Source organism: Vibrio pectenicida, from assembly GCA_024347015.1.
Classification (GTDB): domain Bacteria; phylum Pseudomonadota; class Gammaproteobacteria; order Enterobacterales; family Vibrionaceae; genus Vibrio; species Vibrio pectenicida.
Map to the genome: position 1 here is coordinate 2099040 of AP024889.1, position 16170 is coordinate 2115209.

Consider the following 16170-nt stretch of genomic DNA (forward strand, 5'->3'; position numbering starts at 1 on the left):
AATCAAGATGTAAAGAAGAAATAGATTTAGCGGCAATCAATCGATTGCTTGATTTTTTGAACATAATTACTTTTTCGAGCAAGCCACTCTTTGGCGGCACTAGGGATATCCAAATTATTTATATCCACCAAAGCAGCAGCCAAAGCGACATCACTATTAGTCAATTGGAACTTCTCTACTGTACTAAATGCACATTGTGAACGATCTTTAAGACCCGTAGATATCGCTATTTTCAACCACCCTCCTTTTGGGTTTCCGCAATCCCAAGGGTATTTATCATTCATCCCCCATTTTGGATCGTCTTCACATGCCTTATGATAAGGCGGAAACTCAACAAAACTTCCTGGGTATGTTGACTCAACCCAATTCGGGGTCCAGTTAAAAATAAGCAGTGGCTTTTTAAGAGAAATGTACTGATGTATTTTCTCATTGATAGCATCACCATCAGGTAGTACTACTACTTTAAAATTAAGATGTAATGCGCGTATCCTAGCGTTATCTGGTTTTTCCCATGGTCCAGTATAGAAAGTACCGAATTGTTCTCCTGGCTCAGAAAAAATTGCATGACATTTTTCTAAAGCACGCCAGTCAGGTAGACCGGGACATAGTGACTCTACGTAATCCGGATACCACCATTCTTCTCTTGTCTTCGCTTTATGGGTCCCACCTTCTTCAATTAGTTCTTTATGAAGCAAAGACTGAAATTGAAGCCCCATGGATCCCTCCCATACCTCAACCTGTATGTCCGCTTTTCCTGTACTTAGGTACATCCACTGTGGTGTGGAGGGAATAGCAATAATTTCTGTCTTGACGTTTTTTGACTCTAAAATATCGGCCAGTACATGAGTCAATACACGCTGGCTAGACCAATCTAGTTCTAATAACTTAACCGTTTCAGAAATCGCGAAAGATGAGAAAAAGAAAATCAGTATCGTCGTACATTGACGCATATATTTGACCATATCGACTCTCCGATTCGTTCCCTATTTATAGAATAGGCCAGACCGCGCTTTTAGTATGTAGACACGCAATTTTATCAATATAGATCAGTGCAATGATTAAGGTAGATGAATGCATTTAAGCTGCTCAAATCGACATAACCAAAAAGCAGCCTACAAACTCTACTTCGAGGGTTTACCTCAAAACTTCCTCATGCAGCTTAGGTTTTTATCTCAATTTGAAGTTAGCTACTAGCCTTTCAAGCTCATAATTTGATTCGCTTAAGGACCCGGTTGATACCACTGTCTGCTGGCCACTAATCACCAATGAGTCAACGATCTCTCTGATAGACAGCATATTTTTAGTAAGCTCTTCCGCGACCGTACTCTGCTGTTCTGTTGCCGCTGCTATCTGGGTACTCACGTCGTCAATCTCTTGCACAGAAACCGTCATCAGCTCCAGAGTTTCTGACACTTCTGAGGTTTTTTCAGCGGTTGACTGGCACTGAGCTTTAGTTACTTTCATAGCACTAACAACTCGCTCTGTGCCATCAAGCAACTGGCTCAACATTTCTGAAACTTCAGAAGTACTGTTCCGTGTCCTTGCAGCTAAGGCTCTAACTTCATCCGCAACAACAGCAAATCCACGCCCTTGTTCTCCAGCTCTAGCTGCCTCAATCGCTGCATTCAAAGCGAGTAAATTTGTCTGCTCCGATATCTCGCCAATAACAGTAAGCACTTCACTAATACGGTTAGCATCCCTTCTCATACTGCCAATTCGCCCAGCCATATCATCAACTTCTGTAACCAGCGTACTAACGGTTGAGACAGCATTATTGACGATCTTTAATGATGACTGCGCTTCAATACTCGCCGCGTCAGTAATTTGATTTGACTGATGTACATTCTCAGCCACAGCACGAGCGCTTTGGCTCATTTGAGTAATCGCGGTTACCACTTGTTCCGTCTCACTGGAATGGGTAAGCAGTTTGGACTCATTGTCCTTTGCTGTATCTTTAAGCTCAACTAAGTTAGTTGATATATTCTTACTTGCTTGAGAAATATTCAGCATCATCTTTTGTAGACTTTGGACAAAATCATTAAAGCCTTGACTAATTTGTCCTAGATCATCCTGGCTTGTCACCTCAAGACGCTGAGTTAGATCACCATTGCCCTGAGAAAGGTCCGATACCGCAGCCTTGAGAATAAGCAAAGGCTTATAAGCAAAATGAACAATGACAAAAATGGCTCCAAAGCTGACTATGAACAGTATTGATCCAATAAGAATTGCTTCTCGCACCTCTCTTTCTACTTCAACCAACGCTGTTGCTTGATCTACAAAAACCATTAAAGTCCAATACATATCACTAGTCAGGTTAACTCTTTGGAAATATCCATCAAACTGAATTCCGAGATAAGGGAAAGATAAATGGCCATTGTGTTGATTAGAAAACAACTGCTCCATTTCGGTATAATCGCTGCTCACTTGTGACGGCGTTTTACCAATATTATTTGCATTATCACTTGCGACAAATACGGCATTTCTATCCGTTAGTGTTGCTGCGCCCCCAGCGAAGCGCATAGTACTGACGGTACTAATAATCTCTCCAAGCTGAATATCACCAAGTAAAACACCAACCACGTTACCACCTTGCTGAATTGGCATGGTCACACTAACAACTTTCTCACCTGTTACTTTATCTTGATAGATATCAGTTAAAGATACAGAAGATGCTATTTTCGCAGCTTGATACCACTCCCTATCTCGAAAGTCGAAGGTTGTGCTGCCCTCTATCGACATATAATTACGACCATCTTCATAGGTGACAATAACATTATCAAAGCCAGTAGTTTGTGCCAGCAGAGTAACCAGTTTCTGATTTTCAGCACTCGTGAGATGAGTACCAAACTGCTTAGCGCCTAACGTAATGGCGTTAGTACGAAACTGCATCATTTGCTCAAGCTCAAGCACATGAAAATTAAGCTTATTCTGAGTCTCACCGACCAAGCCTGCTATCATTTTTTCTTTCATGGAAAGTATGTTTAAGGTGCCAAGAACGATGAGAGAAATCGTTACTAGTAATCCAACCCCAAGATAGATACGAGTTTTAAAACCTATATTCATTGCGCTTCCTCATTACATATACGAGCACATAAACCAATGTAAGGATGCAATCAGGTCTGTTATTTTAATTGTTGTTGAGTCGCCAAATTAGGTGCATTTTGAGACTTTAATCACATTCAAACCATCAATACATCCAGCCAGCACTACCTTATATGCACATGACAAAAATGTGCAACAAATATTATATTTTGATGATTTCTATCTAATGCTATTTGGCCGTGAGAATTAGGATTTGAGGGAGTCTATTTAGCATATAATTTTCGATATGATGGATGGTACTACTTAAAACCATCCATGGATGCCATTAACGAGTTGAGGCTTCCAACGTCACTCCCGTAAAGGAAGAGTAACCGTTTAGCATGACATAAAATGTTCCGGGTAAAACATTAGTGAATGTGCAGGTTTCACTATTACCATACCGATAAGGACGACAATCCCAATTTTGCTTACTCGCCTTTGAACCACTACTAACATACATATCAACATCACCAGTACCGCCCGACATTTTGATGTCGACTGTTTTTTGCGTAGTTAACTCAAAACTATAATGAACTTCACTACCAGTGGCACCAGACAATCCAGTTACTGGTATACCATCTTTCAATACTTTGTCTGTCGGTGGATTTCCGCCACTAACATTACCCATTTCAACCGCATAGGCTAAACCTAATTTTGTAAACTTCGCCGCATGAGCACCGCTTGGATCGGAATTTTCAAGCGTGTCTCTAGAGGTATGGATTTTTCGGTTGGAGTCACTGAACTTAGACTCAAACGGCATTGCGGCTGAGTAGCCTGCATTATGCCAGGATGCATGATCAGAGCAGGCATACCCGCAACGATCATAACCATAAGTTAGGGGCGGTAAATACTCATCAAGCAAATTTGTCAAAAACTGAGTCAAACTGCTATCTGTGTAATCAGATATAAAAACAATATCTTGAGCAGAGCCTTGGTGGTTGGTCATATCTAACTGTAATACAGATACAATATTTTTCCCCTGCGACCGATAAGTATTAGCGATATCCTGTGAACCTCGTAAGCCTACTTCTTCTGCGGCATAAGCCATAAATGCCATCGAGCGCTTGGGAGCAAAGTTGTTTTCCGACAATACACGGATAATCTCAGTAACACTAGCTATGCCAGATGCATCATCATCTGCGCCTGGTGCAATTGAGTTCTCGTTAGTTCTGGGGCCAATAGTTGAATCTAAATGACCTCCCAACACAATCCATTCATCAGGACTTTCCGTTCCCTCAATAGTCAAAATTACTGATTTTTGATTATATCCAGAATGAGAAAACTGCGTAACATATGCATTCGCAAGCCCAGTAGTTAACGTTCTCCATTCATTTGCAATCCAATCTGATGCTTGTGAGCCAGACGTAGTGGTATAGAACCTATTGTTGAAGCTCATCAATGATCGAATAGTCTGTGTAATTTCTGCTGAATTAACTTGTGAAAGCCAAGGCGAAACCAAAGTTTGTTGAGATAGCTTCGGAATAGTAAAGGTATTTAATGTATCAGGCATGGCACTTGCGGCCATCGCACTTTGTATAGAGGGGTGGACCATGTAACCACCACAGCGGTGATGCTCTTCATGCATATCATGGGATAATCCAGCCAATTGAGTTTCATCGACCTGACCTACCCACACGCTACCACTAGTTGCCAAGGATGCTGGTAAAACAGGTATAGCACCAGACTTTGCAATTGTCTCTGAGGCGTCGGATCCTATCGATATCCATACTTTATCCTCTGCGTTAACACTTGTCGCAGTTACAGAAAGTGCTATAGCCAAAAACGCGTTAGTGTATTTCATTATCTCCTCCATGGAGTTTTATAAAACACTCAAAATTTAGGATAATTATTTACATTTTGAGAATTATTCCATTTACACCAGTGTGTTGCTAATAGTTGTCATATTTGTATCATTAGGGGGGTATTAAAAAAGGGTGCCTGAACACCCTTGACTATGTTTTTACTTTTTGCTAGCTGAAAGTGTCACGCCAGAGAAGCTGCTATAAGCACGAAGCATAATGTATAGATCTTCGTTAACATTCACAGCATCACAAGATTCAGTGCTCCCCGAACGATACGGTCTACAATCGTAGACACCTGTGGTTGGCTGCTGCCCAGATCGCACGTATAAGTCAGCATCTCCTGTACCTGAAGCAATAGATACTGTTACATCTGAAGTCCTGCTCGCGGCTGGAAGAACAAACATTCTTTCTTCACCTTTAGCCATCGAAAGATCTAATAATGGAGTATCCAAACTTAGCTCTGTAATATCATTACCTGGAGGCTGCTGCCCTACCGAACCATCAGGTAAGACATTGCCAAAGAAGCTCGAAACCTTCGGCCAAATTTTACTGATTTTAACCCCTTGGTTTTCACAACCACCAAAGTGGTGTAAAGCTATTGCTTTGTTATTGGAGGTTGTTAATACAGGTGACCCAGAAGAACCACCAATTGTGTCACAGAAATACCCAGTGTCTGTATTAGAGCCACGGCCATTGGCAGAAGCTAAGTCAATCTGACACATACCTGAACCATTTTTATCACTTTCAATCGACAACTCTTTAGGGTTACCCGCTCCGTGCTGAGGAATATAGATACCATCACCAAAAACAGGTTCAGAGGCATCTAGGCCAAGATAACCAAATGATGAAATCTTGGAAAAATCATCAACAGTAAAAAGAGTGTAATCCAAGGTGTAATCAGTACTAAGTATCTCATTTCCCATAACTTTGACAGGTATAGCGTTGGAACCATTACAACTTGTACGCTGATAATTAAACCATACCTCGGTATTTTTCAGTTCTGATGCACTTTCAACACAGTGATTATTGGTAAACATATGGTTATTAGGACCAACTCGCCAAGCTGTACATAAACTTCTACCATTGATTAAAAGACGAGCTACAGGGGAGCTCCAAGCGACTTTGTCTGGATGTGTATCCTCCCAGCAAGCTACATCTCGGCGCTCATTAACTCCACAGGTTGAAAGCTTCGCAACCTCTTGCTCAGCTGTATCCCTACCGGCCATATAGTAATCAAGCTCAAATTGTCCATAATGACCTTTGGAATTGGCGACTAATTCAATAACCAGAGAATCCCCTGATATCGACTGAGCAAACCAATCTATCTGGCTTGCGTTATACTCCACCTTCTCTCCTGTTGTAGGGGATTTCACTCTCAGAAGAGCACCTTGAGGTAATGAGAGTTGTTTAAAGTGCAGTTTGATAAAGGAAGCGCCTTTATGCTTAACAGTTTGAGTCAACTTATTACCAGATATCCCTGTTAGCTCAGCATGTGACAAAGTGTATTTAACTTCATCTGCAATTACAGGGATTGCAGTATCAGCCACCACTACTGGTGAACTGATACAAACTAAAGCCAGCCCAACGCTACATAAATGTGTGTTCATTGGTAAGTCCCTTTCTAGGTTTATTTGTGTAGTCCCAAAATCAACCTTATGCACTCAAAACCAATAAGCAATTAATTTCATATTAGCTGTTTGGTAAATAAATTTTTACACCTTAATTTATAAAGATGAATAAAAAGGCACTCTATGAGTGCCTTTATAGATTAAAAAATATTAAAAATCAGAGCTTAAAAGTTGATACTTTTGTTATCAAATCACCCGAAAGAGCTTTAACAGAGCCCACCTCCGCAAAGCTTCTCCGAACACTGATAACTAATTAGTCATCAACTTATTTAATAAATGTGATGAATTTCGTTACTTGATTTTATTGAGTGATAACAAACCAGCATCGAAAGCAATACCTTAAAAATATGTTGAAGCTATTGGCGAACTAAAAGAAATATTTGAAGTGACTCGAAAGTGACTGCGCTTATCTACAAGCATTGCCAAAACCATGGGAACAAGACGACAAATTCACATCATAAAAGTACGCTATTGGAGTCTTTACTCAACTAATATTTCCATAACTGCTAGCTTGAGATCGTTAAACGCACATTTATTGTGCCTTCAGGCCATAAATAATACTTGCAAGGAGATATTATGAAATCCTGTATGACGTTCGACATTGCCATTACAAGTCTTTTTATGCTCAGCTCATTTGGTGTCTATGCACATGGTTGGGTGGAATATCCAAACGCTCGACAAAATATTTGTTACCTCGATGGTGGCTTTTGGGATAATCGCATTCCAAACGCTGCATGTCAGGCAGCATATGATCAATCAGGCGCTTATCAATTTGTCCAACGTAACGAAATAGCGATTAACGTCAGTCAGTATTGGGATATGGACCAAGTCAAAGCAGCGGTAAAAGATGGTAGTTTATGCGGTGCAGGCGACCATGCTAAATCCGGACTAAATATAGCCTCTCCCCACTGGCAAAAGACTCCTATATCACTCGACTCAAATCACCAGCTAGAACTTATATTTCATGCTACAGCACCTCACAACCCATCATATTGGGAGTTCTACCTAAGTAAAAGTGATTATGATGGTACTCAACCGCTAACATGGGCAGATTTAGAATTAGTCGACACGGCTGGGAACCTAACTGTCAACTCAAGTAGCAACTACGAGATAACTATTAGTTTACCCTCTAACCGAAGTGGAGGAGCTATTTTATTTACCCGATGGCAACGTGAAGACCCTGCAGGAGAAGGGTTTTATAACTGCAGCGATATATCTTTCACTACTGATAAAGTTCAGCCAAAAGTAAACTCGTTTACCGCCAATATGCCAATCGAAAACCTATCCGTGCTCAACTATTTTATTCCACAAGGTTTTGGCCCTGTAGAAAGCGGAGATACAATACGCTTACGTATATTTAACCAAGACGGCCTCGAGCAACACGATCTTGCGCTCGTAATTACAGACAACAACATAGGACATAACATATGGCCAACTGAGCTTGCTGCCAAATTCAACAGCACTAGTTCCAATATGTGGTATATAGGTATTTGGCATAACGAGATGAACCACTACATGTTTGATTCCAAAAATCCATACGTAAATCAGATTCATGGCCCATCGCCTAATTTTAACTATCAGTTATCTTTGATAAAAAGCCAATACCTAAATAATTAGCTCAACAGATGATTGGCTGCGCTACTTCAGCGACTGATTTTCTGTCAGCGATGACTTTACCATCTTTAATAGTAATCACTCGCTTAGTCCGCTCAGCCAAAGCATTATCATGAGTAACAATAATCAATGTTCGACCTTGTGCGTGAAGGTCGTTAAATAATGTCTCTATTTCTGCCCCAGATTTTGAATCAAGAGCACCTGTGGGTTCATCAGCCAAAATAATTTGTGGGTCATTAACTAATGCCCTAGCAATCGCTACTCTTTGCTTCTGTCCCCCAGACAATTGATTAGGCTTATGATCCATTCGATCGCCAAGCCCTACCTGCTTAAGTAACTCAGCAGCACGTCGGTTACGCTCTTTCGCTGGAATACCAGAATAGACCAGAGGAAGGGCCACGTTATCGATCGCTGTAGCATAATCTAATAGGTTAAAACTTTGGAATACAAAGCCAATTTTCTGGTTACGAATAGCAGCCAGTTGGTTGCTCGTTAAAGAAGCCACATTTTGCCCATCGAGTTGATAACGTCCTTGTGTGGGTTTATCTAAACAGCCTATCATGTTCATTAATGTCGACTTGCCAGAACCAGACGGTCCTAGTATGGATAAATACTCACCTTGGGTAATATTGAGTTCAACTCCATCTAACGCTCTGACTTCAGTTTCACCACTCGAATAGAATTTACATATATTAGTGAGTTTAACTAATACGTTCTCAGCCATATCTGCATTAATCTCTAGGTTATTCACTCTGCAAAGCCTCCATCGGGGTCACTTTGGCGGCGCGATTAGCTGGTAACCACGCGGAAACAACACCCGTAATAATCAAAGTTACAATCACAATTGCCACCACCAACCAAGATAGCTCTGGTACTGGACTCCCAAGATGTTCGTAAAACATGTTACCTTCGAGATCAATCGCGGCAATAGCCCATACAATCAGATAAGTTACTACCAATCCAAGAGCTCCTCCAATCGACATCGTCATCAATGACTGAACCAAATAGTGCAAGCGAATCGCAGTAGGTGTTGCCCCTACAGCCATGCGGACCCCAATATCTCGCGTCGAACGCTTTACCATCGCATACATAACATTGGCGATTCCTACCCCCGCTACCGCTAGAGTTACAAACCCAATAATGCCCAAAAAGCTCTGTAAACCCACAAGAAACTTTCGCATACTTTTTTGGTCAAGAAACATATCTTCTACTTGAACAACCTGTGCATCTTCAACACTTGCCCCATGCTTGCGAGACAAAACCTGACGTATAGTGTCAGCAAGCTTAGTACGAACAGCCCACTGATAAGGTTCAACGTTAATCCCCAAAATGTCACCGTCAGGATGATAGCGCCTCCATGTAGAAAGAGGGACAAAACTCGAATAATCGATAGGATCGCCTTGTTCTATATTGGCACTATTTTTTTTCAAAATGCCTATTACAGTGAATTCCTCATCGCCGATTTTGACTTTTTCACCCACTGGATTTACCTTGAGCGTCACAGTATCAAACCAGCTTTCACGTTCATCTGGATTGAAAAACTGGGCTGCGAGTGAATAGCCCAGCACTACAACCTTGCGCTGCTCTTGCTGATCAATAGGATTAAACCAGCGGCTTCCTGCAAGAGGCCGTAGATTAGTCATCGACTTAAATTCATTCACTACCGCTAGTGGCTGACGCCATGTCCTCTTATCGCCGACAGTAATATCCTCTTCCCATTCTGCCGTTGGGGCTACAGCCTTTACTTCAGGAAGAGCACGGATAACTTCAGCATCGTCTATTTTTAGCTTCAGTGACTTACCATTATAAAAACGGCCAAAGTCCTTAGTCGCAATCCCACCTGTAAGATAAATAAGGTTACCATTACCATTTTGAGCGGTTTTCATTACACCAAGGCGAATGCCTTCACCAACAGCCAGCATGCCCGCAATACACAAAGTTGCCCATGCAACAGCAAGAATGGTTAAAGCTAATCTGATCTTTTCAGACGCCATTTCTTGAAATATTTGTCGTATTGGTAACCACATAATTTACGCCTTTGCACTCAATGCAAGAACAGGAGTCAATCGCGATGCTCGTCTTGCGGGGAAATAAGATGCAATAAAAGCAAGACAAAAAGTCACAAACAACGCCATTAAAATTGACTGTGGAGTGACAACAGGCTCACCTATCCAATCTGGTAAGTTCATCATTGATAAGACTACAACTAAGCCCAAAGAAAGCATTAGGCCCAGAAAGGTTCCTATGGCGACGAGGATTAACCCTTCAAAAATAAACTGAGTAAGTATTACGCTTGGAGTTGCCCCTACTGCAAGTCGAACACCAATTTCTCTTGTTCTTTCAGTTACCGATAAAAACAGAATATTTGCTACGCCGAGAGCACCTACTGCCATAGTCATGGCTCCACTAACTGCGAGAAAAATCTGAATTCCTCTCAAGATACTGATGATGACATCAGAACTATCGCTCATATCAATAAAAGACAGCGCGTCTTGGTCCATTGGATCAAAATGGAGCTGTTGAGCATAAAATGCGACAATATTTTGCCTAAAAAAAGTGGTTTCCACATCATAAGCAGGCTTGGTTAATAGCATCCAAATTTTATCATTCCAAAGTTCGCGATAAGTGGTTTGAGGAATGAATACTCTGCGACTGTCACCAAATGAAATACCGCTGCTTTCATCATCCAAAATACCAATCACCCGAAAAGGAATCCCATTGACTTTCAATTCCTCACCCACACTAAGCGCACTCATTTGAGCAAGTTGATCGCCAATAATCGCTACTCTGGTATGATTTTTAATGTCACTTGGAGAAATATTTCTAGAGCCCAATTGAAGACTGCGTTGCATCAAAGGAAAGTAGCCTGAATCGATTCCAGCAACATTGGATGTGATCTCTTGTCCCAACATATTAGACACATTGGCATCCCATTTTGCATAAACTGCAGATGCATCCGCAACAAAATTAATCTGTTTAAGCTGATCCACATTGTCTTGTGACAAGCTAATTTCTCGCCGTGCTGGCATTCCTTGCCATGATTTGCTAGTCCTTGAGGGGAAAGCTATTTGAGTATCATTGATCATAAATGCAAAGGACTGACTTTGTTGTCTGTAAAAACCCTCCCCCAGAGCCATTAAGGTCACTACTGAAATAACGCCCCAAGAAATGGCGAAAATGGCCAAGATGCTTTTAGTACGATGGGCAACTATTGTCTGCCATGTTTGCAGCAACAGAGTATTCATAAACGAAAAACCTGTGAGATGATCGAGATAGTATCATCATCAAGTTGGCCTGCGGTGTGTAAGAGATCTATTCTCTTAATCCAGTAGCTATATAAGTTTGTCTGAAGGCTGACTTTTGCCTCATAAAGACTATTATGAGCATTAATGACATCTGACGCTTCTAACTTACCCGCATCATATAGTTTTTCCTTGCTAGTCAATATATTAGAGTTCGACTCAACGAGGCTATTTGCCATCAATACACGATCCCAAGTGATATTGACTTGAGTATATTGTTGCCTAATTCGTTTCCCAATATCAATTTCAACCTTGCGCTTATCTTGCTTGGCTTTGAGTACGTTGAGTGATGCCTCTTCTACTTTCGCTCGTGTTGCACCATTCAAGTCAATCGGAAGGTTCAAAGTTAAACCTGCATTAAACTCACCATCTGAGTATCTGTCATCGTCACTGTACCCCAACGTACCCTTAACAGTGGGGTAATAACCCCCTTGGGCGGATTGACGAGCAAACTCACTGGCTTTGACACTTTGCGCTGCTGCCAACAATTCTGGGCTGTGATCCTTGGCTAACTTTAACCACTTATGTTCCGATTTAACCAACATTGGAGGCTCAATAAGAGAATCCATTGTTATTTGTTCTACCTGATCGGGGATTTGATTAATAAGTGCTGCCAACTCAGATATTACACTTTGTAAAGTGCCTTTAGATTCAAGGATACTTGCTTGCTCAGAAAGCTGGTTTGCTCTTATCTCTTCAACATCTACAGAGGTGACTTTACCTGCTCGGTAACGCTTCTCAATAATTTGTAATAGCTTATTGCCTTCAGTAAACTTATTTTCTGCAAGTCGTAATTCACTTTGAGCACTGGCAACCTGTAAGTAGGTCGACAATACTTGCTGTGCCAAAAAGTCGCGCGATTTAGCCAATTCGAGCTTAGTTTTTAGATAGCTTGCCTGTGCTCCATCTAGGTTTGACCACAAACTGCTATCCCAGATAGTTTGAGATAAACCTAAGCTGTATGAATTAGTGTTATCGCGGTCTTGATTCCAATTCGCTGAAGCGCTGGCATCAAGAGATGGTAGTAAAGCACTTCGACCAAGTGAAATACCCGTTTCTCCAATCTGTACATCAATTTGCGCCATTTCATAATCAGGATCATTTTTTTTTGCTAACTGCCAAGACTCGTCAATTGTGAGAGAAAAACAAGGGTAACTAAGAGTGAGAGCCAATAGCACGCTAACTCGGCTTAAAAAATATCGACTAATCATGATTGCTTCCCATCATACTGTTATCGATTACCTCTTCACCTAAGCTAACCCCTTGGAGCACTTCAACATTAATTCCATCAGACAAACCCAACACGACCTTCTGCTGATGAAAACCTTGTTCTGAACTGTCTGAAATTAAGACATGGGGGGTATCACCATCAAATTTCAACGCCCTTTCTGGTAGAGTTAATACATCCTGAGATTTTTGAAGGGTAATTTTCGCTGTTGATGAAAAACCTGAGCGCAAAATTACATCTTCAGGTATCTTTAGTTCACCCACTTCTATTTCAAATCCATTATCAAAGCTCTTAGACGTATTCGTGTCATCTGGTGAATTAAGCTTTTCGGACTGAATGGCAAGCTTAGCCAGAACGCCTTTAATCTCCATATCTGGATAAGGTGCAATAGACAGAGTTACCGGCATACCTACAGTAATCTGCGCTGCATCATGTTCACTGACACTCCCCTTAAATATCAAACTGTTCATATCAGCAAGAGACATAATTTCAGTAGCATCTTGACTTGATCCAGTCGATATAATCGGCTCACCTACTTCCACTTTGCGATTGAGAACCGTACCATCTATAGGTGCTAATATGGTTGAAGTTAAGTGCTTATCACCAATTAACGCCTCTCCACTTTGAATTAACTCTAAGTTTTGGCGCTTTTGTAATACACCAGCTTTAGCAGACTTCACTTCGGAACGAGCACTGACATACTCATCATAATTACTTGGAATAACCCCTTGCTTTAATAACTTGGCTAAGTTTGCCAACTTTTGTTTAGCCGATTCAAGCTCTGCCTCACTACGCATCAAATTGGTGGAAGCATCTGTCAAATCTTGGGGAGTCGGATTAGGGCTTACTTTTACTAGTAGCTGTCCTTGCTTAACAACTTGCCCTACTTGGACATATATTTCTCCAACGATACCTTCGATTGGAGATTTAATTGAAATAGCATGCGAAGGTACAATTTTACCCACAGCCATTGCCTGTTTTTCGATAGTCCCCTTTCCCACTATCAAAGTAGGCAATGTTTCTGGCTTCACCGAAGATTGTAAGTAGACAAAAATACCACCACCCAAAAATACAACACTCGCAATCGTTATTAGCCAAGATTTAGCCATGCTTTACTTCCAATTCTTATTTGTGTAGCCATGTGACTACTTGGTCATTTATTAGTTCCCATATATTACCTATCAACAAGTCAAATATAAATAAGAATGCGTATTTTTTACATGCTTATCACAATTACCTCCTTCCACACTAAACCTTAAATAACAGTAACTTAACAAGAAAATGCTAAACTGTAATAAATAATAAATACCTATCTTAGAACCAACATCTCATTCAACTGAAAAATACTTAAAGCATTTTGAACGGAGTGCTCATATAAAATTAATTGCATTTATTTTTACTCAAAATGATCACTACTCTGGATACGCACTTTATACCCCAACAAACTGAAATAATTACAAAGGTGAAGTATGCGTAATGTTAATTTACTTCTATTGCTACCCATAGCATTTGGTTCGCAAGCAGCAAACATTGTTGATTACTCGCAAGTCGAGCTCTCTCATATATTCAATCAGTCAACGTCTAAGAATTATTCACCATCTAGCCAACCGTTAGCATATTCAGAGAACAATCATGTACAAATAGGGTCCAATACTCTACTGCGCAAGCAGCAACTACACTTTGGCGTACCAGTGTATGGCCAGTCTATTGTTGCTCAGCTCTCAAGCCAAGGTGACATTACCCCTATTGATGGACAAGTTCTCACTGGCATTAGCACAGACATTGGCTCTACTCTGCCTATGTTTAATGCCGATCAAGCTATAGAGCTAGTAAAAAAAACCAATAATGGTTTTACCTCTCAACCTATGGATGAGCCAAGAGCCAGCTTGATGATTTGGCAAGACTCACAGCAAGTCGCTCACTTAGTCTACAAAGTTGATATTGTACAAACACAAGGAATGACACCCTCTAGACCTATTACATTAGTCGATGCAAAAACTGGTGAGATTCTCGATAAATGGGAAGGCATCGCATTTATCGAGGCAGAAGGACCTGGAGGAAACCAAAAAAGTGGCCGATATTATTTCAGCCCAACGACCCATTATGGTGGCTTTGAGGTTAATCAATACTGTCAAATGGACAGCACAAACGTCAAAACCATTGATATGAATAACCAACAAAATGGAGGGCAAGTTCATCAATTCAACTGTAACACCAACAGCAGTCGAGCTGTCAATGGTGCTTACGCACCAATGAATGATGCACAATACTTTGGTCAACAAGTCTTCGATATGTATATGGATTGGTTAAATACTAAACCGATACAGCAAAAGCTAACAATGCGCGTACATTATGGGACAAGCTACGGCAATGCCTTCTGGGACGGGCGCCAAATGACATTTGGTGATGGTAATCAGTCAATGTACCCACTTGCAACTTGGGATGTCATTGCCCATGAAGTCAGCCATGGTTTTACAGAACAAAATTCAGGACTTGAATACCGCGGCATGTCTGGAGGGATGAACGAATCCTTCTCTGATGTTGCAGCAGCAGCTCTTAGCCAATATGTAAACGGAAATTTTAATTGGAAAATGGGTGAGCATGTAATGAAGTATTCCGATGCGATGAGATATTTTATCCAACCTAGCAAAGACGGAACTTCTATTGATCATATCGACCAGTACTATAATGGCATTGATGTTCACCACAGCTCCGGGATTTTCAATAAAGCTTTTTATCATCTAGCCACTAGCCCAAATTGGGATATCCAAAAAGCGTTTATTGCCTATGCAACAGCTAACCAGCTATATTGGCGAGCAAACTCAAACTTCCAACAGGGTGCGGAGGGTGTCTGTAAAGCAGCAGAGAAACTTGGCTATCAAAGCTCAGCTGTTCACAGTGCTTTTGCACAAGTGGGCATTCAAGTAACAAACTGTACGCAAAACCCTAACCCAACACCAACACCAACACCAACACCAACACCAACACCAAATATTACCAATTTAGCAATCAACATACCCACACCTATCGATCCAAATGGTACAGATGAGCAGCACTTTATTTTAAAGAAGGCTCCTAATAAAGATATTTGGGTTCAGACCTACAACGGTTATGGAAACGTAGATATGTATGTGGCAATTAATCGACCAGCTTCATTAAGTAACAATGACTGTTCATCAACAAATGCAGATAATGGTGAATATTGTGGCTTCAGCGGAGTCGGACAGGCGGATATCTATATTATGGTCAAAGGAGCTATAGGATCGTCGGATGCTTATGTCGGTGTCAGTGCCTATCTTGATGAACAAGATCCACAACCACAACCACAACCACAAGATACTTGTTCAGCTTTAAGTGAATGGTCATCGAATGATTACTATCCACAAGGTATGCAGGTTCAATATCAGGGTAATCGTTTCACCTCCATTCAAGATAGCTGGGGTGCAGATCCATACAATTATTATTGGTATTGGTTATTTGAGGGAAGCTGTTATCAATAAACAAAAATGGAGCTC

11 protein-coding genes are annotated in these 16170 nt (G+C 41.0%); 2 read left to right on the plus strand and 9 right to left on the minus strand.

Annotation, left to right across the window (positions count from 1 at the left end):
• Positions 1-26: 26 nt before the first annotated feature.
• From OCV27_RS09695 to OCV27_RS09710, 4 genes are all read right to left on the minus strand, one after another.
• Positions 27-962, minus strand: coding sequence for an ABC transporter substrate-binding protein (locus OCV27_RS09695; RefSeq protein WP_125323268.1), 936 nt, complete (start codon positions 960-962; stop codon positions 27-29).
• A 205-nt stretch (positions 963-1167) separates the two neighbouring features.
• The gene (locus OCV27_RS09700) at positions 1168-3063 is read right to left on the minus strand and encodes a methyl-accepting chemotaxis protein (RefSeq protein ID WP_125323269.1); all 1896 of its coding nucleotides are present in this window, start codon (positions 3061-3063) and stop codon (positions 1168-1170) included.
• Positions 3064-3367: 304 nt separating this feature from the next.
• Positions 3368-4882: a M20/M25/M40 family metallo-hydrolase gene (locus OCV27_RS09705; protein WP_125323270.1), complete on the minus strand. Its 1515-nt coding sequence runs from the start codon at positions 4880-4882 to the stop codon at positions 3368-3370.
• A 159-nt stretch (positions 4883-5041) separates the two neighbouring features.
• Complete coding sequence (locus OCV27_RS09710) at positions 5042-6490, minus strand: serine protease (protein ID WP_125323271.1); 1449 nt, start codon at positions 6488-6490, stop codon at positions 5042-5044.
• Between the two features lie 597 nt (positions 6491-7087).
• On the opposite strand from OCV27_RS09710, the gene OCV27_RS09715 reads away from it, so the two are divergent.
• Positions 7088-8128: a lytic polysaccharide monooxygenase gene (locus OCV27_RS09715; RefSeq protein ID WP_125323054.1), complete on the plus strand. Its 1041-nt coding sequence runs from the start codon at positions 7088-7090 to the stop codon at positions 8126-8128.
• A 1-nt stretch (position 8129) separates the two neighbouring features.
• Here the strand turns inward: OCV27_RS09715 and OCV27_RS09720 are convergent, their stop codons facing one another.
• Genes OCV27_RS09720 through OCV27_RS09740 form a run of 5 tightly spaced genes read right to left on the minus strand, consistent with a single transcriptional unit; the run spans position 8130 to position 13764 of the window.
• The gene (locus OCV27_RS09720; protein ID WP_125323061.1) at positions 8130-8849 is read right to left on the minus strand and encodes an ABC transporter ATP-binding protein; all 720 of its coding nucleotides are present in this window, start codon (positions 8847-8849) and stop codon (positions 8130-8132) included.
• 19 nt (positions 8850-8868) lie between these two features.
• Positions 8869-10152 (minus strand): ABC transporter permease, encoded by a 1284-nt coding sequence (locus tag OCV27_RS09725; protein ID WP_125323055.1) that lies wholly within the window; start codon positions 10150-10152, stop codon positions 8869-8871.
• A 3-nt stretch (positions 10153-10155) separates the two neighbouring features.
• Positions 10156-11370 carry an ABC transporter permease gene (locus OCV27_RS09730; RefSeq protein WP_125323056.1) on the minus strand — a complete coding sequence of 405 codons (1215 nt, stop codon included), beginning with the start codon at positions 11368-11370 and terminating at the stop codon, positions 10156-10158.
• On the minus strand, positions 11367-12638 hold the full coding sequence (locus tag OCV27_RS09735) for a TolC family protein (protein ID WP_125323057.1): 1272 nt from the start codon (positions 12636-12638) through the stop codon (positions 11367-11369). The genes OCV27_RS09730 and OCV27_RS09735 overlap by 4 nt, the downstream gene beginning before the upstream one ends.
• On the minus strand, positions 12631-13764 hold the full coding sequence (locus tag OCV27_RS09740) for an efflux RND transporter periplasmic adaptor subunit (protein WP_125323058.1): 1134 nt from the start codon (positions 13762-13764) through the stop codon (positions 12631-12633). Before OCV27_RS09740 ends, OCV27_RS09735 begins: the two co-directional genes overlap by 8 nt.
• A gap of 360 nt (positions 13765-14124) precedes the next feature.
• Here OCV27_RS09740 and OCV27_RS09745 point away from each other — a divergent pair, with 360 nt between their 5' ends.
• Positions 14125-16155 (plus strand): M4 family metallopeptidase, encoded by a 2031-nt coding sequence (locus OCV27_RS09745; protein ID WP_125323059.1) that lies wholly within the window; start codon positions 14125-14127, stop codon positions 16153-16155.
• Positions 16156-16170 lie beyond the last annotated feature (15 nt).

Coding starts and splice junctions, on each gene's coding strand:
- OCV27_RS09730 (WP_125323056.1), bottom strand. CDS start 11,370: ATGAATACTCTGTTGCTGCAAACATGGCAGACAATAGTTGCCCATCGT.
- OCV27_RS09735 (WP_125323057.1), bottom strand. CDS start 12,638: ATGATTAGTCGATATTTTTTAAGCCGAGTTAGCGTGCTATTGGCTCTC.
- OCV27_RS09700 (WP_125323269.1), bottom strand. CDS start 3,063: ATGAATATAGGTTTTAAAACTCGTATCTATCTTGGGGTTGGATTACTA.
- OCV27_RS09710 (WP_125323271.1), bottom strand. CDS start 6,490: ATGAACACACATTTATGTAGCGTTGGGCTGGCTTTAGTTTGTATCAGT.
- OCV27_RS09740 (WP_125323058.1), bottom strand. CDS start 13,764: ATGGCTAAATCTTGGCTAATAACGATTGCGAGTGTTGTATTTTTGGGT.
- OCV27_RS09720 (WP_125323061.1), bottom strand. CDS start 8,849: ATGGCTGAGAACGTATTAGTTAAACTCACTAATATATGTAAATTCTAT.
- OCV27_RS09745 (WP_125323059.1), top strand. CDS start 14,125: ATGCGTAATGTTAATTTACTTCTATTGCTACCCATAGCATTTGGTTCG.
- OCV27_RS09705 (WP_125323270.1), bottom strand. CDS start 4,882: ATGAAATACACTAACGCGTTTTTGGCTATAGCACTTTCTGTAACTGCG.
- OCV27_RS09715 (WP_125323054.1), top strand. CDS start 7,088: ATGAAATCCTGTATGACGTTCGACATTGCCATTACAAGTCTTTTTATG.
- OCV27_RS09725 (WP_125323055.1), bottom strand. CDS start 10,152: ATGTGGTTACCAATACGACAAATATTTCAAGAAATGGCGTCTGAAAAG.
- OCV27_RS09695 (WP_125323268.1), bottom strand. CDS start 962: ATGGTCAAATATATGCGTCAATGTACGACGATACTGATTTTCTTTTTC.